A 21,518-nucleotide genomic window follows, 5' to 3' on the forward strand; every position below is an offset into this window, starting at 1 on the left:
ACTGCGTCAGACTTAAACTGAACCGCCGTATACCGAACGGTACGTACGGTGGTGTGAGAGGTCGGAGGCTAGGCGCCTCCTCCTACTCGATTTTATGCAACAATAGGGGAAGATTTGTTGAAGAGTAATATATACTAAGATAATGGTAGGATGAAAAAGGGAGTTCGATGGAATGGAGGAAATGATAGGTGGTTCATCTGTTTTTGTAACGGGAGTTATTTTTCTATGGATTGGTTTGTTTCAGTACAAGTGGTTGTATAAGGGTATAAAGGAAGTTGAAGAAGGAAAAATCGATATTTTACCTTTTATAGGTAGTTATTGGTTCTGGCGGATTGTTTTCATCGGTAGTGGTGTATTACTCATTTTTACAACTGGAAATTCATTCATTAGGTATGTCTTTCTTTAACTATCGGATGCTTTACTTCATTACCGGAGCTGATCAGCAGCTCCTTTTCTTATGGAACTAAAGGGGCAGGTTAGTTCAACAATTCATTTAATTTTTTGGTAATATCTATTGGGATAGTGAGGACTATGAAGAATAAAACTGTTTCATTGTTATGCTTATCTACTACATCTATTGCAGGCGGTAGGGCGTTAAAGATATTTTTGATTATTCAATGATTATTAGAGTTGGTTTAGCGATGGTATCTTTTTAAATTTTGAATATAGTAGGTGATTAAATGAAAACTTGGAAGAAAACACTTATTGGTTTAGTATCAATTCTTATAATCGCTATGATAATTGGAATTTTAAGCTTTTATTCAATTTAACGTTAGCTGAAATCGGGGCTGCCTCTTTTTCTTTATGCAACTAAAGGGGCAGGAGTGATTCAAATCTTATAATAAAAAAGGAAAGCGATTCTATATATTCGGGAAAACAAATCCATACGAATATGTAAAATCCCTATAAAGTTGAGGTTAAATGTATATGAATACTTTCTTATTTTATAGTGTCCTAGTTCTATTTGGGATTCTATTAATTGCTAATTCAAGTGATCGATTTATTAAGAATCGTATTTTTCTAAAAATTGCGTTTGAGTTTAAGGTTAATGGTGGTGAACCATATCATAAGTAAATGAGGTTTTGATTAAACTAAGCTGTATGATATCCTCATCCAGAATATAAAAGGAGATATGACAAGGCAGTTATTTAATTAACCAGAATTTTAGACAAATTCCCGTTTTTAAGGGTAGAGCCATAAATTAATAGGGCAATTATAAAACTAAGAAAACCTTTCGTATGATTCACGGAGGTTCTGGTGCAAAAACTTCAATAATAGCAATTAATCTCTAAATCTTGGACATACTGATACTATTAATCTAGATGGTACCTGAGTGTCGTTATTATACAAGCCGGGCAGACGACTACCGGCTGTCGGGAATAAACAAACAAGGCTGCCCGAAACGGAAAAAATCTGGTGCAGCCTTGTTTGCTCTCCCGTTTTAACCTGAAAATGTGGTTAACACAAAAGCCAATACATTCAAAATTAACTTAATATTAATGCTGCCCATCTTCTATTTTTCTTTTCCTCTTTATTCATAGTTTTTTCCTAGCCTCGGTCTTTGCCTGTTGGAGCAATTTTATTTTCCGCTTTTCATTTCTTTGGAGTCATGGACTCTTCCCCAAAACGATAGGATTAAATTCTTTAACCCATTTATAAATGGTAACTTCTGATACGCTATATTAGCCGCTTAATTCTTTGACTGAATTACCCAAGTGATAAAGATCTACTATAGTCTACTTGAATTCATTATTATATTTTTTACCTATACAAGACGGACACATCCTCTCAAAAATCATAGTAAGGACTTAACTAAAATGTGTCCATGAAACTATACTATCTCCACTCCTATATAAAAAGGGCGAGGCTAAGAATAGACTCAAAACGTTAACGGGTTAAAATATTAATTTGATCTGTCTATCCTGTTCGAAAAAGTACACATTTTCAGACAAAATAAGTGAACTGACTCCCTTCAAGTAATACAGTTTCTTTTTTATAACTATCTATTTAGAGTGAATCTACAATTTTTTTCTATTCGTCTTTGTATTTGCACCAAAACCGGTTTTGACACCTCCAAAACCATCATACAAATACAATAAATTAAGTCGTTCCACCTTCTAAAAGTTTAACAGGCAGATAGGTCTCAAACGGAAAATTGTTAAATTCACCTTCAATTTGTTTTAATAAAATATCAATTGCTGTCTTGGCAATTAAATCAATTGGTTGTTGTATGGTTGTCAATTCTGGCAGTATAACTTGAACGGCTTCTGTTCCATCATAACCGACAACTTTTAATTGCGTTGGTATATCCTTTCCCCGTTTTTTAGATTCAGCTATAACAGATGCCGCGATTAAATCATCACTTGCAAAGATCCCATCTACTTCTGGATGTTCATCAAAAAGCTTAGAGATTACTTCTTGATGATTTTGATGAGGTGAAACTTCATATGTAATTGGTAGTCTACCATGTTCCTTCATAACATCCTCATACGCTATTCTTCTTAAGTTTGCTGGTGTTTGAAGCTCAATTGGTCCATTTATATGAACAATATACTGACAACCTTTCATTAATAATAATTCTGTAGCTTGTTTTCCTCCGCCATAATTGTCAGAGCCAACAACAGGGATGTTTTTCGATAAATAGTGGTCAATCGCTACAACAGAAAGATTCTGCTTCTCATAATTTAGTATACCTCGATTATATGTCACAACGACTACTCCATCTACCTGATTACGTATGAGCATTTCTAAATATTTTTCTTCTTTATCTATACGGTTTAAGCTGTTACAAAGTAACAATTTATAGCCTAATGAAGCGCAGATGCTTTCAATATGAAAGGCTAGTTCACCGTAAAATGGGTTACTTGAATTTGGAATAATTAGTCCTATTAAATTAGTTCGTTTATTAAATAGAGAACGGGCTAAATCGTTTGGAAAATAATTAATCTCTTCCATCGCTTTATAAACCTTTTCTTTTGTTTTTTCACTTATGTAACCGCGGTTATTTAATACACGGGAAACTGTTGTTGATGAAACACCTGCTATTTTTGCCACATCGTGAATGTTAGGCTTCATTTCATGTCCTCCTACCTTATTAAGAAACATCCATTTTATTTAACTTTTTTAACTACTCATTTGAATAAAGTTTACATGTTTTTGTCTATTGATTGGATACTGAGATTTTCTCAGTTGTTTCACAGAGATATTAAACATTGGAATCAATATTGTATAAAGAGCGAAGGTGATAAAAATGAAAAATTCAATAATAAACTGTTTAATAGCATATCATAATCTGTCACCTACTAGGAAAACCCTATAATAAAATAATTTCAGATTAGTCTGATCACGCACCTATTTTAGAGAAAAGTACTAATATGTGCAAGAGTTAGAGTCAAATACACAAAAATTAATATCTGATTTTTCGAAAAATAACTGTCAACCGGTTGACATATGTAACCGGTTGACATAAACTACTATTGAAAGCGCTTTTATAAGTTTTTTTTAGACGAAAGACATATGAGGGGGAAGTGAAAGGTATGAAGAAATGGCTAGTAGTAAGTATATCTTTATTACTGATGTTCGCTGCGGTGGGCTGCAGCAAAAGCGAAAGCGTAAATAGTGATGGTAAAAAGACGATTACGATGTGGGTACACATATCTGATGATAATGAAGAAGGAAAAGTGTATAAAAAACGGGTTGAAGCCTTCAATAAGAAGTATTCTTCTGACAATATCAAAGCTAAAATTGAATTTATTCCACGTAGCGGAAATGGCGGTGGTTATGAAGACAAAGTAAACGCGGCCCTTACAACCAGCACGTTGCCGGATGTTATTACTTTGGACGGACCAAATACAGCTGCTTACGCGAAATCTGGTGTCATTGCACCATTGGATGAGTATGTAAAAGATCAAGAGGATTTGCTGCCAAGTATTAAGCAACAAGGAACTTATAAAGACAAGCTGTATGCAATTGGTGTTAGTGAATCATCTGTGGGGATTTACTACAATAAAAGAATGTTACAAGAGGCGGGCGTAGATTTGAATACGCTACCAACAGTTGACAATCCCTGGACATGGGACCAATTCCTTGCTCTTTGTAAAACGTTGAAAGAAAAATACGACAAACCAGCTATTGATATGCAATTACAGTCGAAAGACGAAATGTTGACGTATGCGCTAACTCCTTTTGTCTGGTCAGCTGATGGGGATATCATCTCGAAAGATGGAAAGAAAGCAGATGGTGTCTTCAATAAAAAAACTACTGTTGAAGCGATGACTTTTATTCAAACAATGTTGAAAGAAGGTTATACGACACGAACGCCAGTTAAACAAGCGTTTGAAACGGAAAAATATTCAATGAAGTTTAGTGGAGTATGGACAGTAACTGATATGAAAACAAACTACCCAAAGGTAGATTATGGCGTTATGCCATATCCTGTATCACCAAAAACAAAGAAACTAGTTTCTCCTTCAGGTAGTTGGCAATTTGCGATGACACAAACGTCCGAAAATAAAGAATGGGCTGCAAAATTAGTTGACTGGATGACAAACAAAGATTCGAATGTGGAACTGAGCCGTACAATTGGAGCACTACCAGTACGATACTCTTCTGAAAAAGTGATGGTAAAAGAGTTCTCAGTTCAAATGAATGTCTTCCTGAAACAATTGAAAGAAACAGGACACGCACGTCCCGTTACACCGGCTTATCCGCAAGTCACGCGTGCTTTCCAACAAACAATCGATGACATCAGCTTCTATGATCAAAATAAAGATATCCAAAAAGTATTGGATACACATGCGAAAGAAATGCAATCAGCTATCGATAAGGCCAATTAGAAGGAGGAACTATGAGTAAAATTGGATGGAAAGAAAATAGGACTGTCTATACATTTCTGAGACCAGAGGGGAGAATCAAGAATAAAATTCTGTGGAAAGAAAATGTTGTTGCATATACGTTTTTGGGGCCGGCGTTGTTACTTTTATCGATGTTCCTTGTTATTCCGTCTATTATGTCAGTCTATTATGCGTTTACGGATTATTATTTATTAACACCCAATATGCGTACATTTGTCGGATTGGACAATTTCATCAATCTATTCCAGGACCCAATTTTTCTGAAAAGCTTGGTGAACACACTAGAATTTGTCGTTTGGGTGATTCCGTTGCAGATTGGGGCAGCTCTTGGGCTGGCCCTCCTGTTAAATAAACAACGGAAAGCAAACACGTTTTTTAAAGTAGCTTACTTTAGTCCAGTTGTCATGTCACTTGTCGTTATCTCTGTTCTATGGTTGTATTTGTTGAACCCAAATGAAGGGATTATTAATAACGTACTCACATACTTCGGCATTTCAGCGCAACCGTTTTTGACAAGTCCTAAGCAGGCGATATTTACAATTGTTGTGGTTTCGGCTTGGCAAGGAGCTGGCTTTCAGATGCTGATTTTTCTAGCAGGACTGCAGAATATCCCTGGTGATGTTTATGAGGCGGCACAGTTAGACGGAATGAATAAATGGCAACGATTTATTTACATTACGTTACCTTTGTTGAAACCAACTTCAATTTTTATATTTATTACCACATTAATTGGCGCATTCAAGCTGTTGGTTCAACCAATGGTTATGACGCAAGGCGGACCAGTGAATTCCACCATGACGGTTGTCTATTATATTTATCAAACTGGTTTTACGGACCGCATGGTTGGTTATGCCAGTTCAATTGCTCTCTTGTTTGGGACGATTATCGGATTGGTTACGATTACGCAACGTAAACTGGTGAAGGAGGATGAAGACTGATGAGACGGAAATTCGGGCCTCTAACGATTTTAGAATACATTTGCCTGGTTTTGCTCGCAGTGCTATTTATTTTTCCGCTGTTTTGGATGGTCGCATCCTCGATGAAACCAGAAGCGGAAATTTATAACAATATGAGCAACATTAAGGCTTTCCTGCCATCATTTCATCCATCAGACTGGTTTGTATCCTACAATCAAGTTCTGTTACGATTTCATTTACTAGGTTATATCGGCAACAGTTTGTTTTATGGTTTGTGTGTAGCAGTTGGTTCCATAATTATCAATGGGATGGCGGGCTATGCATTTGCTAAACTTAATTTTAGTGGAAAAAAAGTGCTGTTTGGTCTTTTATTGGCTATTTTGATCGTGCCATTTGAAACCATCTTAATCTCTCAATTTACCATTATTCATAGCATTGGATTAGTGGATACACGTCTTGCGGTTATTTTGCCAACGTTGGCAGGGGCATTCAATATCTATTTGTTCCGAAACTTTTTTATGGCTATTCCAACAGAGATTATTGAATCGGCTAAATTGGATGGGGCAAATACATGGCAAGTATTCTGGCGGGTCATGCTACCGATGTCTAAACCAGCCGTTGCCACTGTTGGGACATTGGCTTTCATCGGAAGTTGGAATGATTATATCTGGCCTCTGATGGTCTTGACAGACAAGTCGAAATTTCCGATCCAAGTAGCGATTACAGCAATTAATAGTACAGATCCGGTTTATACTAATCAAGTCATGGCTGTACTGACGATATCCACCGTTCCATTGATTATTATCTATATTGTGGCTCAACGTTATATTTTAGAGGGGATTGGCGGTTCAGGTACAGGCATTAAATAGAGGTGTATCATCATTAACAACCATGTATGGACTTAAATTCACATTTCTATTTCTTCTTTTTCATATCGTTAACTAGTTATTCATTTCTTTTCACATGTCTAGTAAAAGGAGCGATTAAATTGAAAAGTCCGAAAAATCTGTATTGGATGTTAAGTGCGTATTTTTTCTTTTTCTTTTTTACTTGGTCTTCTAGTTACTCTTTATTTTCCATTTGGTTAGGACAAGAAATAAACTTAAGTGGGTCAGCTACAGGTATTATCTTTTCTGTAAACGCTATCTTCGCCTTATGTATGCAGCCACTATATGGTTATATATCTGACAAAATAGGTTTAAAGAAAAATGTATTAACTTTTATTAGTTTGCTGCTCGTATTTGTAGGACCATTTTATATTTTCATCTATGGACCATTATTAAAATACAATGTCTTTTGGGGCGCAATTGTTGGAGGAATCTATTTAGCAGTTGCTTTTCTAGCAGGGATTGGAGCGATTGAATCCTATATTGAAAAGATTAGCCGTAAATATGATTTCGAATATGGAAAATCAAGAATGTGGGGTTCTCTAGGGTGGGCGGCAGCTGCATTTTTCGCAGGACAGCTGTTTAATATTAATCCAAATATCAATTTCTGGGTTGCATCTGTTTCGGCCATCATATTAGTGGCCATTATTATGTCTGTGAAAATAGAAATGACAGATCAAGAAATGAATAGAGCCAACTCTATTAATCTAAAAGACGTTGGACATCTTTTTCTATTAAAAGATTTCTGGTTTTTCATGATGTACATTATTGGGGTGACATGCATCTACAGTGTTTATGATCAGCAATTCCCTCTTTATTACGCATCTTTATTTCCGACTGAAGCGTTAGGCAATCAAGTATTTGGATACCTAAACTCATTTCAAGTATTTTTAGAGGCTGGAATGATGTTTCTTGCACCGTTTATCGTAAAAAAGTTTGGTGTAAAGAATAGTTTAATTCTAGCAGGATTTTTAATGTCCTTCCGAATCATCGGTTCTGGAATTGTTGTTGGACCAATCGGAATTTCTTCCATGAAATTAATTCATGCTCTAGAATTGCCTATTATGCTAATTGCTATTTTTAAATATTTAGCAGCGAATTTTGATACACGTTTATCTTCTGTGCTCTATCTAGTTGGTTTCCAATTTGCCTCTCAGGTAGGTGCATCTATTCTTTCACCACTCGCAGGTAGATTATACGACAGTGTAGGATTTCGTCATACCTATCTCATCATGGGAATCATGGTTTTCTGTTTTACCATTATTTCAATCTTTACTTTATTAGGTTCTAAAGAAAGCAAAGGCTTAAATGGCAATGTGGAAAGGTTACGAAAGATAATATAGGAGGATGTTATTATGTTAACAATTAATAGAATTAAAAAGGCTGAAGAGGCACTGAAGATTGCAAACAAGAAAATAAATAATCGTTATCGATTAGGTTACCATATCATGGCCCCAGCTAACTGGATTAATGACCCGAACGGTTTCGCACAGTATAAAGGGGAATACCATGCATTTTATCAATGCCATCCATATGATGCAAATTGGGGGCCAATGCATTGGGGCCATGTAAAAAGTAAAGATCTCATTCATTGGGAGCATTTGCCTATTGCTTTAGCTCCTGGGGATGCTTGTGATACAGATGGATGTTTCTCAGGAAGTGCCGTTGATAATAATGGTGAACTAACCCTAATCTATACAGGACATCACTATACAGACAAAGAAAAAGATCTCTTCTATCAAAATCAAAATATTGCGGTCAGTACGGATGGCATAACATTTGAGAAAGTTGGAGAAAATCCGGTTATTGCTAAACCACCAATAGATAGTGCACATCACTTCCGTGATCCAAAGGTGTGGAAGCACAATGATGCCTGGTACATGGTTTTAGGAAATTCGACGAAGGAGAATGTCGGAAGAGTTATTTTATACCGTTCTTATGATTTACTGAAGTGGGAATACATTGGCGTTCTTGCACAAAGTGACGGCTCACTTGGATATATGTGGGAATGCCCCGACTTCTTTGAATTAGATGGAAAATATATTCTACTGATCTCACCTCAAGGTATTAAATCAAATGGAGATTTATATAATAATCTATTCCAAACAGGTTATTTGGTTGGAGATTATAATTACGAAACAAACGAGTTTGTTCATGGATCATTTACTGAATTAGATAATGGACATGACTTTTATGCAGTTCAAACACTATTAGATGATAAAGGTCGTCGAATTGCGATTGGTTGGATGGATATGTGGGAGTCAAACATGCCAACAAAAACAGATGGATGGTGTGGAGCCTTAACATTACCACGCGAAATAACGCTAGGGGATAATAACAAGATTTTAATGAATCCTGTTGAGGAATTAATCTTATTACGTGATTCTGAACACAATGAGTGTACAAATCAATCCATTTCTGAAAGCTATTTGGTAGAAACGAAAGAGGATTTACTTGAAGTGAAAGCTGTGTTTGACTTAACTAATTGTAGTGCTCAATCTGTAGGTCTAAAGATTCGTGGAGTTAACCAAGAAGAAACAGTATTAACGTATCACTTAGATAAACAACAGCTAACACTTGATTGCTCCAAGTCAGGAAAAGTGGAAGATGGTGTTAGAAACACAATACTTGAGACAAATAAAGAGCTTTCCCTACGTGTATTTATTGATCGATCTTCCATTGAAATCTTTGCGAATGATGGACAAACGACCATGACAAGTCGTATCTATCCGAATGAAGATAGACTAGGTATTGAGTTATTTACTGTGAAGGGTGATGTACAAGTCAAGGAAATAACTTATTGGAACCTAAAAGACATTTGGAAATAAAATAACAAGGAACAAGTGTCTAGCCTTGTTTCTTGTTTAGGGGTGAATACATTGAAAAAGGTTTTTTGTCTTGGTGAGACATTGATTGATTTTATTCCTATTCAAAAAGAAAAATCATTAAAAGAGGTTACTGGTTTTGAACGTGTTGCCGGTGGAGCTCCTATGAACGTTGCGATTGCCATTGCAAAATATGGTGGAAATTCAGCCATACTAACCAAGATAGCTAATGATAATTTTGGTGATTATTTAATGGACGTGCTTCGAGGAAATAATGTAGACACTTCCTATATTATTCGAAGCGATGAAGGAGAAACTGGATTAGCATTTGTATCTGTAGATAATTTCGGAGAAAGAAGTTTTAATTTTTATCGAAAGAATACAGCTGATTTATTACTTTCACCAGAAGAGGTGAAGTCAGAGTGGTTTAATCAAGGAGATCTTCTTCACTTTTGCTCAGTGGATTTAGTTGAAAGTCCAATGAAACAAACTCATATAAAAGTGATAGACAGGTTTAATAAAATAGGTGGAATTGTAAGTTTTGACCCTAATGTCCGGCTTCCTTTATGGCCTGATGAAGAAAGCTGTCGGCGTACCATACTAAACTTCTTGCCTCTAGCTGATATTGTAAAAGTATCCGATGAAGAATTATATTTTATAACAAATATTAATAAGGAAAAAGAAGCGATTAAATCCCTTTTTGTCGGTAACGTGAAGGTAGTCGTATATACAAAAGGAAGCGATGGCGCAAATATTTATTTGAAAAATGGAGAGGAATATGAAGACAAAGGATTTAAAGTAATTGTTTCGGATACAACAGGGGCAGGTGATGCATTTATGGGAGGTTTCTTATCCGAACTAGTGTCACTTGAAGTATCTAATGAAAATCTATGTGAAAGAGTGAGTGAAAATCATCAACGATTACTTACTTTTGCAAATGCAAGTGGAGCACTCACTGCTTCCGTAAAAGGAGCTATTCAGGCAGCACCTGGAAAACGACATGTATTAAATTTTATTTCTACTCAACGGGCGTGATATAGGTAGAGGAGGATTAGAATGTTCCAGTTACGTACATTGGGCGTTTCAAAATCGCCAGACCTTTGTCATTATTGATATTCAAACTGATTTTAATTACTCGACATGTTTTTCGAACTATCATTCAATTCCTGCAAAATCTCTTCTTTCTACTCAAAATAATCATTTTAAATCCCGTTCGTAAAAGTACACTTTACGAACGTTCATTGTTTTACATACACTTTTACGAACGTTTTTAGTAGAATAGTAGAAAGAAATAGAATGAGGAGTAAAAAATGGATGTTCGTAAATTCGGATACATAAGAGTCAGTAGCAAAGATCAAAATGAAGGACGTCAACTTCAAGCCATGTTGGATAATGTTCTTAAAGAACGTGATATCTAGATCTTTACAGGATGGTCCGATCGATTGAACCAGTTGTGTGGCTTTGATGATTCTTGGATTCAGCGGTGGCAAAATCAGTCTACGAACGCGCAAAATCTAAAAATCCAGGAATGGAAAGAGAGCTATAGATTTTTTATTTAACCGTAAGTCAATAAAATTCGAAAAGCCCATTCCTAGCTGGATGGGCTTTTTAAATTTTATAATACACCATGGATAAAATCAAAATCACTATTCGTGAGTAGATATAATCTATAATATGGTAAAAACCTACTTTTCAATATCGATTGAAAACCAACCAGAGCCTGTTTAAAATTCAATAATGAATTATTGGTATTTCGGTGAATCCTCTATAGAAAGGCTTTATATGTGAATAAAATTCATTAATGAATTAAAGAATCTTAATATTAAGCGGTTTTACACACATAGAGGACTTGGCATGCAAGTTGCATAATAATATGTATAAATCAAACATGTACGATATGAAATTCGTTTATGTGTGGAGGGATAAATGGTGCGAAAAACGATAAATCAACCATGGGAGCAATGGTATGTTGAAAGAATGAAATCTATGAAGCTACCGGAAATATCCGTCTATTCACTGCTTGATACAACAGCAAGTAAATTTCCTCACCATACAGCCATCATTTATGAAGACGATTCAATGGATTATAAGAATCTTAAAATGCAGGTAGACAAACTTGCAGGGAAATGGAGTGAAATGGGCTTTGTTAAAGGTGAACGAATTGGCCTGATGATGGCCAACCATCCTTATTTCATAATCAGTTATTATGCCGCCCAGGCATTAGGTCTGATAGTTGTACAGATGAATCCCATGTATAAACCAAGGGAACTATTGCAAATTTTAATAGATTCGGGTGCTAAGTATATTGTATTTGATCAAACCGCCGCGAATACGGTCGAAGAAACGAAAACGATATATGAGTTTGCGGTCTGCATGAAAACGGAAAATGTTCAAAATCAAGATGGTTCACATTCGCTTCAATCAATGATTCAATCCGGTAAGGTCTTGACTGAACCTGTAATCATCAACCCGTATGAAGACACTGCCGTCATTCAATATACAGGCGGGACCACAGGCAAGATGAAGGGAGTCATGCTTACTCACCATAATTTGACCTCCAATGTCGTACAGAGCTTTGAAATGTATGGGGATGCCATGGTCCCTGGTGAAGAAATCGTTTTGGCAGCAACGCCTCTTTACCATGTGTATGCGATGACAAGTGCGATGAACCTAGGTATCTATATAGGAGCTGCCATTCTTTTATTTTCGAAATTCGATCTCCAACACGTTCTTACTAACATTAAAAAATACCGCCCGACTTTTTTTCCTGGTGTTCCAAAGATGTATAACGCATTCGTCAATCACCCAGAAATTGAAACCTATGGACTGGATTGTTTAAAAAGTTGTTCTTGTGGCTCTGCCCCCCTTCCAGTAGAAGTGATTAAGCGATTTGAATTGCTGACCGGTGCAAAAATTGGTGAAGGCTTCGGTTTATCGGAAGCTTCCCCCTCCACGCATCGTAATCCGCCTTTTGGAAAAAGGAAAATAGGGAGCATCGGCATCCCGTTTCCAGGAACGGACTGTATGATCATCGACGATGATAATAATGAAGTACCTAACACTGGTGTCGGTGAGTTGCTCATAAAAGGACCGCAAATTATGAAGGGCTATTGGAATAATGAAGCCGAAACCAAAAAGGCTTTACAGAATGACTGGCTATATACCGGTGACCTTGCTGTGATGGATGATGAAGGATATTTCTATATCGTCGGCAGAAAAAAAGAAATGATCATCGTTGGCGGATTCAATATTTACCCGCAAGAGGTGGAAGGGGTTCTATATGAACATCCGGCTATTAAAGAGGCAGCCGTGGTGGGTATCCCCCACAAAGAAAAAGGTGAAGTGGTGAAAGCATTCATCGTACCGAAAGATGGCGCTTCAATAGACCTTGAAGAAATAGAAGGATATTGTTATTCACAGTTGACGCCCTATAAGGTTCCGAAAGTATTTGAAGTAAGAATAGAACTGCCGCGAAACACAGTGGGTAAACTTTTAAAAAGATTGTTAGTTAAAGAAGAACTTGAAAAGGAAAAATGATAGAGAGGGAAGTGGTTGGTTCGCATGCTCATTCCAACATGCGATGTAAGAAATGCTCATTTTCATGACCATGATTACATTTGATGAAATGCGAGATTGAACAAACATAAAGAAAAGAGGAGGGATTCATATGCGTTGGGTTGTTCTGATTCTATTATTCTTTGGAGCCGTCATTAATTTTGCGGATAAATCGATCGTCGGTCTGGCAGCTGTTCCTATCATGAAAGAATTCGACCTTTCCTATGCGGAGTGGGGGCTTGTCGGAAGCAGTTATTACTGGCTCTATCCAGTAACGGGAATTTTTGGGGCGGCATGGGCTGATCGCCTGGGGGCCAAAAAAGTGCTTGGATTCATCATGCTGACATGGACTGTTTTGCAATTCGGTGTTTTAGCCATTACCGCGCTTCCATTTTTGATTCTATACAGGATTTTACTGGGTGCATTCGAAGGTCCTTATAGCCCAATTGCATATAGTCATGCTGATAAGTGGTTTCCGCCGAAACTAAAAGGCTTCGCCAATTCCGTAGTGGTTGGCGGGGGAACGGTTGGTGCAATGATCGTGGCGCCCATCCTCGTTTCCTTAATTACGATATTCGGTTGGAAGGTTGCCTTTGCCACTCTCGGTGCAGCAAGCCTTGTTTGGTTCTTCCTCTTTCAATTTTTAACAAAGGAAAATCCAGTTGAAGTATATGAAAAAGTACAAAAGAAAAAGAAAGCAAAACTTGAAAAGTTCAAAGTGAAAGACTTTCTGTTGCTGCTGGCGTCACCTACTGCTTTATTTACGACCCTGGCATATTTTTCAACGTATATCCTAGTTGTTTGGTTTTCAGTTTGGCTCCCGATTTATTTAGTGGAAGCCGTAAAAATGACTCCCGGCCAAATGGGAACCAGTGTAGCAATAATCGGAGTCGTCTCTGTATGCATTTATATGGGTGTTTCGATGGTGTCTGACCATTTATACAAGAAGAATCAGAATTGGCGGTCATCTAGGGTATTTGTCGTCGCGGGCGCAATGATCCTGGGGGCATTGTTTTTTTCATCAATCATGGTCTTTCAAAATCCGATCTGGGTGATCGGCGCCATGTGTTTAGCAAAGGGACTGACGTATGCCATTTTACCGATTGGACCAACCATCATGATCAATGAAATGCAAGAGCGGGGTGGATTGATGACGAGCATCCTAACATCATCAGGGAACATGGCAGGCATCATTGCCCCTCTTTTAACAGGCTATATCATAAGTTTAGCTGGAGGAAATAAACTGTTGGGCTATAACCTATCTATTTTGTTCATGGCCATCCTTGTCTTGGCTTTTGGCATCCTATTTGCCATATTCGTAAAACCTGCTAAATCAACAGGGAATCAGAAAATTAAACAATCGGGGAACTTTGATCTTAAGTCCTCATAAGTATGGCGGACCAGCTTAACGTCAAGGTCATCAATAATTAAGGAACCTCAAGGTGTAAAAGAAAAGGAAAAGGAGCGGATGAAGAAATGAATAGAGATGCCGTCATAGTTTCTGCAGTACGGACAGCAATTGGAAAACAGGGAGGTGCACTTGCATCGGTTCCCGCTCACGTATTTGGGGCGGAAGTGGTGAAAGAAGCCATAAAACGAGCGAATGTAGAACCTGAAATGATAGATGATGTCATCATGGGGAACGTCTTAAGCGGTGGTGGAAACATAGCCAGATTAACGGCGTTGGAAACAGGCCTTTCCATTCATCTGCCGGGACTGACAGTTGACCGTCAGTGCGGTTCGGGCATCAACGCTATCAATCTGGCTGCACAGGCGATCTGGGCAGGCGAAGGAGATGTTTATATCGCCGGTGGTGTTGAGAGCATGAGCAGGGCGCCTTACTTGATGGATCGTCCGGAAAAAGCTTACAGCGCGAGGCCCCAACAGTTCAGAAAGTCGCAGTTGTCCCCAAAAGAAATTGGCGATCCGCCAATGGGAATCACCGCTGAGAACTTAGCTGATAAATATGAGGTCAGTAGGGAAGAACAAGATGAATTCGCCTTCCAAAGTCAAAAAAATATGGCAAGAGCCATGGAAGAGGGCCGTTTCATTGAGCAGATTGTACCAGTAAGCATTCCGGTCAGAAAAGGTGAGGCCATAGAATTTAAAGTGGATGAACATCCACGCCCGCAAATAACGAAAGAAGGGCTAGCCAAATTATCACCAGCGTTTTTAGAAGGCGGATCCGTGACGGCAGGCAATAGTTCGGGATTAAATGATGCCGCGTCTGCCTTGGTTATAATGTCAAGGGACAAAGCGGAAGAATTGGGGATAAAGCCTCTAGCGACGATTAAGACTTCGGCTGTTGCAGGGGTAGATCCAAATTATATGGGAATAGGACCAGTGCCCGCCATTAGAAAGGTAATGGAAAAATCAGGGCTTTCATTAAGTGATATGGATATCGTTGAAATTAATGAAGCCTTTGCGGCTCAAGTGATTGCTTGTAATAGGGAGCTTGATTTGGATCCCGCAAAAGTGAATGTGAATGGGGGAGCCATTGCTCACGGACACCCTCTCGGTGCGACAGGTGCCATCCTCATTACGAAAGCGGTGTACGAATTGAAGCGTTCCGAAGGAAGATTTGCTCTTATCACGGCCTGCATTGGAGGCGGACAGGGAATTGCGACGATAATTGAGCGTGAAGTCTGATTTGATAAAAGTAGGAACTCTAATTAACTAGAAGATTATTCTATTAAATTCGATCCAATTATACGTGAATGATTAGTTGATAAAACGTCTTCAAGTGAAATCCCTTGTATGGTGCGGAATGAACTTACCATTGTATCACTTTACCTGAACAGTCCTAAGGAGGAAAATAATCATGACAATTACGTTAACCAAGGAAATGCAGCAAATGAAGGAAATGATCCATAATTTCGTCGAAAGGGAAGTGGAGCCTTACGCCTTACAAATTGAAGAGGAAGATGCCATCCCGCAGCATTTGGTGGAAAAAGCAAAAGACCTTGGCTTATTCGGGATAAGCATTCCTGAACAATACGGTGGGATTGGCTTAAATGCAGTGGGAAAGGCTACCGTATTAGAGCAGTTAGGAAGGACCCATAATGGTTTTGTTTCATTAATCAGTGCTCATACAGGGATTGGCAGTACAGGTCTAGTTAAGCTTGCATCCGAATATTTGAAAGATAAATATTTGCCTGAAATGGCAGCAGGCACTAAAATTGGAGCCTTTGCTTTATCTGAACCAGGAGCGGGATCTGATGCAACCAATTTGGCAACAAGTGCAGAAAAGAAGGGTGATTATTGGGTGATGAACGGGACGAAACATTTCATCACCAATGGGCCGGTTGCCGACGTTTATACAGTATTCGCATTAACGGATAAAGACAAAGGGGCAAAAGGAGGGATTACCGCTTTTTTAGTAGAAAGGGATTTTCCAGGCTTGACTGTCGGCAAAAAGGACAAAAAAATGGGGCTAAGAGGATCGTATACTTCACAAGTCATTTTCGAGGATTGTATCATACCAGCAGAAAATGTTATCGGTGAAGTTGGCATAGGTTATATCTCTGCCCTTAAAATTTTAGGTGAAGGGCGTGTAGGGCTGGCTGCAAGAGCTGTGGGATCATGCGGGAAATTGATTGAATTATCAGGTAAATATGCGAAAGAGCGCATTCAATTCGGCAAACCAATCGCAGACAACCAAGCGATTCAATGGATGCTTGCTGATATGGCGACGGAAACGGAAGCTGCAAGGGCATTGACGATGATGGCGGCACAAAAGATTGATGAAGGAAAAAAAGTGATCAAGGAAGCATCAATGGCAAAACTGTTTGCTTCTGACGTTTTTAATCGGGTAGCGGATAAGGCGGTTCAAATTCATGGCGGCATGGGATATATGGCCGAATATCCAGTTGAACGTTTTTATCGTGATGCCCGCATAACTAAAATATATGAAGGAACGAATGAAATTCAACGCTTAATCATTGCAAGGAATGTCTTGGAAGAGTGCTAACCGGTTTCTACATAGCGTGTTGAAGGATATTCTTTGAAATTAGTATAAGGAACTTCAAGGGGGAGAAACGAGATGAAAGAAGATATTGTAATCGTGAGTGCTGTACGAACACCGATAGGACGATATGGGGGCGCATTTAAGGAATTGAGTTCCGGTCATTTGGCGAGTATTGCCATCAAGGAGGCAATCAAAAGGGCCCATATAGTGGCTGAACAAGTGGATGAAGTCATTTTTGGGGAGGTTAGGCAAACGACTGAATCCTCAAATGTGGCGAGAGTGGCTGCACTGCGTTCAGGGATTCCCGATTCTGCTCCAGCTTTTACAGTAAATCGATTATGTGCATCGGGAATGCAGGCCATCACTTCAGCAGCACAGCAAATAAGCTCCGGCCAAGCCGATATTGTCGTTGCCGGCGGAACGGAAAGTATGAGCCGTGCCCCCCTTTATTTAAGAAGTGCCCGATTTGGGGGAGATCGGACCCAACTTGTAGATTCCAATACTGAAGCTGGACAACAGCCTCAAGAAATTTATGGAAAAGGTTTAGGGATGGGAATCACCGCTGAAAATGTCGCACAGCGATACAATATTTCCAGGGAAGAACAAGATGCCTTTTCGGTCGAAAGTCAAAGAAGAGCGGCAAAAGCGATAGAAGAAGGAAAGTTCAGGGAAGAGATCGTTCCTGTCCAGGTCTCTGACAGGAAGTCTGCGGTTACCATTGAAACGGATGAATATCCACGCCCGGATACCACCATCGAAAAGCTTGCAAGCTTAAAACCGGCATTCAGGGAAAATGGAACCGTCACCGCAGGGAATGCCTGTGGCCGTAATGATGGAGCTGCCGCATTGGTATTAATGAAAGCTAGTGAAGCGGAACGGTTACAAGTAAAACCAATCGCAAAGATTGTCGATTGGGCCACTGCGGGAGTTTCTCCTGAAGTGATGGGAATTGGTCCTGTACCAGCCGTCGGAAAACTTTTGGAGCGCACCGGGAAAAAAGTAGAAGAAATTGGGCTTTTCGAATTAAACGAGGCGTTCGCTTCACAGGCATTGGCAGTAATCAGGGATTTATCACTTGATGAAAACAAGGTTAATGTAAATGGTGGGGCCATAGCACTCGGACACCCAGTCGGATCTACGGGTGCAAGGATCGTGACGACATTAATATATGAACTGATTCGAAGGAAAGAAAGATATGGAATTGCTACACTTTGTGTTGGCGGGGGACAGGGAATGGCGATCATGATTGAAACGATATAGATCTCCAGGAATATAAAGGAGTGGAAACCCTATGCGGTTCTGCTCCTTTCGGTATAAATTGGATCGCGCAAAAGTGAGGGGGAGGAATAATTTGCCTGTTGAAGTGGAGGATATACGCAACCAATTCGAAAGTAGTGCATTCTTTTCACATATAGGGTTTGAAATCATTCGGTTTGAGGAAAGCAATGTTACTATAAAGCTAAACATTGAAGATCATTTACTTAATGTTAATGGAACCCTGCACGGTGGTATTCATGCTACCATGCTGGATACCATACTTGGAATGGTGACCCGCTCCGTGACTAAATCCAAAGTTGTGACGACAAGCTTAAATGTACATTATTTAGCCAGCATATCGAGCGGAGAATTATTTGCAGAAGCAAAGGTCCTGCAAAAAGGGTACAAAATTGCCTTTACTGAAGGTGAGATAAAAGACGCTGAAGGCAATATCATTGCAAAAGGCACTGGGATATTCAAAATCATTCGTGATAAATGAGGCAAGGATGACAAAATAAAGAGAAAAGCGTTAAAAACGAGTCATTTTAACAGAAAGAATGAGGTGTGAAGAAATTGACTAAAATTTGGCATGAATTTTATCCAAAAGGAACCCCTTCTGTAATGGAGATTCCCTCATTGTCATTATACGGACTTTTAGAGCGTTCGGCCCATCATTACCCTACCTGCAAAGCAGTCATAGATGGAGAGAGGGAACTGACTTATTTGGAATTGAAGAATGCATCAGATCGTTTTGCCGTGGATTTATCCAATCAGGGATTTCAATTAAATGATCGGATAGCAATCATGCTGCCAAATTGTCTAGAATATATCATTGCCTATTATGCCATACATCGTATGGGTGGTGTGGTCGTTCAAGTAAACCCCATGTACCAGTCAAGTGAATTAGCATATATTTTAAGTGATTCAGAAGCGACCTGGTTCATTGGCCGTGAGGAACAACTGGATAAATTAGTGCTGGCTGGTTTTTCTGATAAGTTAACGTTTATTTCTGCGGAAACAATACTAAAAAGTGAACCGGATTTATCCAGGGTGGATATGGTACTTCCAGCATTGGCCATCGACCCTGAGGAAGCTTTGGCTGTACTTCAATATACAGGTGGGACTACAGGTAAATCAAAAGGAGTCATGCTCACGCACTCTAATTTGGTTTCCAATGTTTTTCAAGACTTTTCCTTTACGGCAAATTCCCTTCAACTCCAAAGACCCGGCGAACGAATGCTTGGATTGACCCCATTATTTCATGTGTTTGGTAATGGACGATTGAATAGTGCCATATATGCCGGATCGACTTATATCACGTTAGAAAAATTCGAAATAAACAAGGTGGTAGATTTAATTCGGAAACATCGGCCAACGATTTTCCCAGGCGTCCCGACCATGTATATCGCCTTATTGAATCATCCGGATTTAACGGCGGATGATTTAAGTTGCTTAAAGTACTGCAGCTGTGGTTCAGCCCCACTCCCGATAGAAATCATCCATCAATTCGAAAAAAAATTAGGCATTTCGATATCGGAAGGGTTCGGCATGTCTGAAACTTCACCTACAACACACCGGAACCCTGTAATGGGACAAAAAAAACCAGGAAGTATTGGAATTCCATATCCTAATACTGATGCCAAAATCGTTGATTTGAAAACAGGGACAGATGAATTGCCAACAGGGGGAATAGGCGAACTTATCATTAAAGGACCTCAGGTAATGAAGGGGTATTGGAATAATCCTGAGGAAACGGTAACTGCTTTGCGTGACGGCTGGCTATACACGGGGGACATCGCGACGATGGATGAAGAAGGATATTTTTATATAGTAGGAAGAAAGAAAGATATGATCATAGCAAGCGGTTATAATGTTTATCCAATCGAAGTGGAAGATATCATTTATCAGCATCCAGCTATAAAAGAGACATGTGTATATGGAATTCCGGATACATACCGCGGGGAAACGATTAATGCGGCCATAGTTTTAAAGAAAGGAAAGTCAGTCACGGAGCAGGAAATCAGGGAGTTTTGCGTGCAGCGATTGGCCAGATACAAAGTGCCGCGAAGTTTTGAGTTCAGGGAACAACTGCCAAAATCAGCTGTAGGGAAAATATTGCGTAGAATATTAATGGAGGAAGTAACGCAGAAATAAGTATCAGTTATACTAAGGGAGCTCATATGAAACCCTAAATAAGTGAAACCTTTTTTCGAGGTTCCCCTTATTTAGGGTTTTCTATCATACTCGTTAAAACTACTTTTCTTTTAGGGGAATTTCAAATGAAGTGCCATCCACCAATAATTCATGTGTCTCACCATCCGCTATATCATCGGTAGTGAATGCAAAGGAATCGAGCTCCTCGATGTTTTCTTCTGAATCAACTAATAATCCAATTGTGCCTTCTCGTGTTTCTCCTGGTTGGTAATCTGATCGACTTACTTTTTTTGTCCCCATAAACGTATCTCCGGAAAGGATGAAATTTTTAGATGGCACATCATATGTAAGGTCATTATTGAAAGTAACATTTTCCATGCTGAAGAACTGAAGTTCCTTCGAATCTTTATTTTCAATAGAATAAGTTATCTCTAGATAAGTAACCGCTTCATCAATATCCGTTTGAGAAAACGCAGCCTTTTGATCGATTTCCTCCATGGATAAATTCTCTTTATAATATATCGAATAGGCCTCATCAAAACTCAATCCCGTATAGGGCTTGAGCTCCTCCTTTACTTCATCTGTGAGTGAAGATAATCGAATCCGGCGGATATCCTTGATTGTAATGACCATGGGTGCCAATTCAAATGACTCATTAATAGACTTCGTTTCAAGTAATGTGAATGTTCCCCAATTTTTTTGGCGAACCTTATCGCCGACTCTTTCAAGATGGGTACCTCCATATTCCTGCACCTCAGGAATTTTGGGCTCCTTGTCTTCCACATTTTCCCCTTTTTCAGTTTTATCGCTCTCGAAATAATTGAAGGCAATTACACTTAAAAAAATAAGCAATAATCCAACAATTGTTGAAATGATCCATCTATTACGGATACTTCATCACTCCCTGTCTTCCTCCATTGATGTCATAAACTATAATATACCATTTTTCGGAAAATGGTGGGGTTGGGTATCTGAGGAAATTAAAAGGCATGACCCGGTAGATTACCAGGTTCATGCCCTCAAGGCTGCTTATTGAAATGAAGTGTCTAACTTTTGGGGTTAACTGGGACGAGGCTACATTTCGTATGCCAGCTACCATTCAG

General features: G+C 38.9%; 16 protein-coding genes and 1 pseudogene. 15 read left to right on the plus strand and 2 right to left on the minus strand.

Annotated elements, in window-relative coordinates; translation table 11 throughout:
* Positions 1-172: 172 nt before the first annotated feature.
* Positions 173-406 carry a hypothetical protein gene (locus ACFWE9_RS16530; protein WP_230159642.1) on the plus strand — a complete coding sequence of 78 codons (234 nt, stop codon included), beginning with the start codon at positions 173-175 and terminating at the stop codon, positions 404-406.
* Positions 407-2,100: 1,694 nt separating this feature from the next.
* Here the strand turns inward: ACFWE9_RS16530 and ACFWE9_RS16535 are convergent.
* Positions 2,101-3,075 (minus strand): LacI family DNA-binding transcriptional regulator, encoded by a 975-nt coding sequence (locus ACFWE9_RS16535; protein WP_230156706.1) that lies wholly within the window; start codon positions 3,073-3,075, stop codon positions 2,101-2,103.
* A gap of 461 nt (positions 3,076-3,536) precedes the next feature.
* Between ACFWE9_RS16535 and ACFWE9_RS16540 the strand changes: the two genes are divergently transcribed.
* The 14 genes and pseudogenes from ACFWE9_RS16540 (at position 3,537) to ACFWE9_RS16605 (ending at position 20,415) form a co-directional block, all read left to right on the plus strand.
* Complete coding sequence (locus ACFWE9_RS16540; RefSeq protein ID WP_230156705.1) at positions 3,537-4,835, plus strand: ABC transporter substrate-binding protein; 1,299 nt, start codon at positions 3,537-3,539, stop codon at positions 4,833-4,835.
* 11 nt (positions 4,836-4,846) lie between these two features.
* Complete coding sequence (locus tag ACFWE9_RS16545) at positions 4,847-5,791, plus strand: carbohydrate ABC transporter permease (RefSeq protein ID WP_148359563.1); 945 nt, start codon at positions 4,847-4,849, stop codon at positions 5,789-5,791.
* Positions 5,791-6,639, plus strand: coding sequence for a carbohydrate ABC transporter permease (locus ACFWE9_RS16550; RefSeq protein ID WP_377357753.1), 849 nt, complete (start codon positions 5,791-5,793; stop codon positions 6,637-6,639). The genes ACFWE9_RS16545 and ACFWE9_RS16550 overlap by 1 nt, the downstream gene beginning before the upstream one ends.
* Before the next feature lie 119 nt (positions 6,640-6,758).
* On the plus strand, positions 6,759-8,000 hold the full coding sequence (locus ACFWE9_RS16555) for an MFS transporter (protein ID WP_377357755.1): 1,242 nt from the start codon (positions 6,759-6,761) through the stop codon (positions 7,998-8,000).
* 21 nt (positions 8,001-8,021) lie between these two features.
* The gene (locus tag ACFWE9_RS16560) at positions 8,022-9,485 is read left to right on the plus strand and encodes a glycoside hydrolase family 32 protein (RefSeq protein ID WP_230156734.1); all 1,464 of its coding nucleotides are present in this window, start codon (positions 8,022-8,024) and stop codon (positions 9,483-9,485) included.
* Between the two features lie 51 nt (positions 9,486-9,536).
* The gene (locus ACFWE9_RS16565; protein WP_230156701.1) at positions 9,537-10,517 is read left to right on the plus strand and encodes a carbohydrate kinase family protein; all 981 of its coding nucleotides are present in this window, start codon (positions 9,537-9,539) and stop codon (positions 10,515-10,517) included.
* A gap of 275 nt (positions 10,518-10,792) precedes the next feature.
* Positions 10,793-10,897: pseudogene (locus ACFWE9_RS16570) on the plus strand (recombinase family protein); the annotation flags it as partial.
* A 514-nt stretch (positions 10,898-11,411) separates the two neighbouring features.
* Complete coding sequence (locus ACFWE9_RS16575) at positions 11,412-13,019, plus strand: long-chain-fatty-acid--CoA ligase (RefSeq protein WP_230156699.1); 1,608 nt, start codon at positions 11,412-11,414, stop codon at positions 13,017-13,019.
* 130 nt (positions 13,020-13,149) lie between these two features.
* On the plus strand, positions 13,150-14,427 hold the full coding sequence (locus ACFWE9_RS16580) for an MFS transporter (RefSeq protein WP_230156698.1): 1,278 nt from the start codon (positions 13,150-13,152) through the stop codon (positions 14,425-14,427).
* Between the two features lie 86 nt (positions 14,428-14,513).
* Positions 14,514-15,686, plus strand: coding sequence for a thiolase family protein (locus tag ACFWE9_RS16585; protein ID WP_230156696.1), 1,173 nt, complete (start codon positions 14,514-14,516; stop codon positions 15,684-15,686).
* 172 nt (positions 15,687-15,858) lie between these two features.
* On the plus strand, positions 15,859-17,007 hold the full coding sequence (locus ACFWE9_RS16590) for an acyl-CoA dehydrogenase family protein (protein ID WP_377357758.1): 1,149 nt from the start codon (positions 15,859-15,861) through the stop codon (positions 17,005-17,007).
* A 72-nt stretch (positions 17,008-17,079) separates the two neighbouring features.
* Entirely contained in the window at positions 17,080-18,264 is a 1,185-nt protein-coding gene (locus tag ACFWE9_RS16595) for a thiolase family protein (protein ID WP_230156694.1), read from the plus strand.
* Positions 18,265-18,355: 91 nt separating this feature from the next.
* Positions 18,356-18,760: a PaaI family thioesterase gene (locus ACFWE9_RS16600; protein ID WP_230156693.1), complete on the plus strand. Its 405-nt coding sequence runs from the start codon at positions 18,356-18,358 to the stop codon at positions 18,758-18,760.
* Positions 18,761-18,825: 65 nt separating this feature from the next.
* Positions 18,826-20,415: a long-chain-fatty-acid--CoA ligase gene (locus tag ACFWE9_RS16605; protein ID WP_356713994.1), complete on the plus strand. Its 1,590-nt coding sequence runs from the start codon at positions 18,826-18,828 to the stop codon at positions 20,413-20,415.
* Positions 20,416-20,514: 99 nt separating this feature from the next.
* Here the strand turns inward: ACFWE9_RS16605 and ACFWE9_RS16610 are convergent, their stop codons facing one another.
* Positions 20,515-21,198, minus strand: coding sequence for a hypothetical protein (locus ACFWE9_RS16610; protein WP_230156692.1), 684 nt, complete (start codon positions 21,196-21,198; stop codon positions 20,515-20,517).
* Between the last annotated feature and the right edge of the window lie 320 nt (positions 21,199-21,518).

Origin of the sequence: Peribacillus sp. NPDC060253 (assembly GCF_042727425.1) — a bacterium.
In the GTDB taxonomy this organism is placed as follows: Bacteria; Bacillota; Bacilli; order Bacillales; family DSM-1321; genus Peribacillus.

Coding starts and splice junctions, on each gene's coding strand:
- ACFWE9_RS16540 (WP_230156705.1), top strand. CDS start 3,537: ATGAAGAAATGGCTAGTAGTAAGTATATCTTTATTACTGATGTTCGCT.
- ACFWE9_RS16545 (WP_148359563.1), top strand. CDS start 4,847: ATGAGTAAAATTGGATGGAAAGAAAATAGGACTGTCTATACATTTCTG.
- ACFWE9_RS16580 (WP_230156698.1), top strand. CDS start 13,150: ATGCGTTGGGTTGTTCTGATTCTATTATTCTTTGGAGCCGTCATTAAT.
- ACFWE9_RS16550 (WP_377357753.1), top strand. CDS start 5,791: ATGAGACGGAAATTCGGGCCTCTAACGATTTTAGAATACATTTGCCTG.
- ACFWE9_RS16530 (WP_230159642.1), top strand. CDS start 173: ATGGAGGAAATGATAGGTGGTTCATCTGTTTTTGTAACGGGAGTTATT.
- ACFWE9_RS16535 (WP_230156706.1), bottom strand. CDS start 3,075: ATGAAGCCTAACATTCACGATGTGGCAAAAATAGCAGGTGTTTCATCA.
- ACFWE9_RS16585 (WP_230156696.1), top strand. CDS start 14,514: ATGAATAGAGATGCCGTCATAGTTTCTGCAGTACGGACAGCAATTGGA.
- ACFWE9_RS16590 (WP_377357758.1), top strand. CDS start 15,859: ATGACAATTACGTTAACCAAGGAAATGCAGCAAATGAAGGAAATGATC.
- ACFWE9_RS16595 (WP_230156694.1), top strand. CDS start 17,080: ATGAAAGAAGATATTGTAATCGTGAGTGCTGTACGAACACCGATAGGA.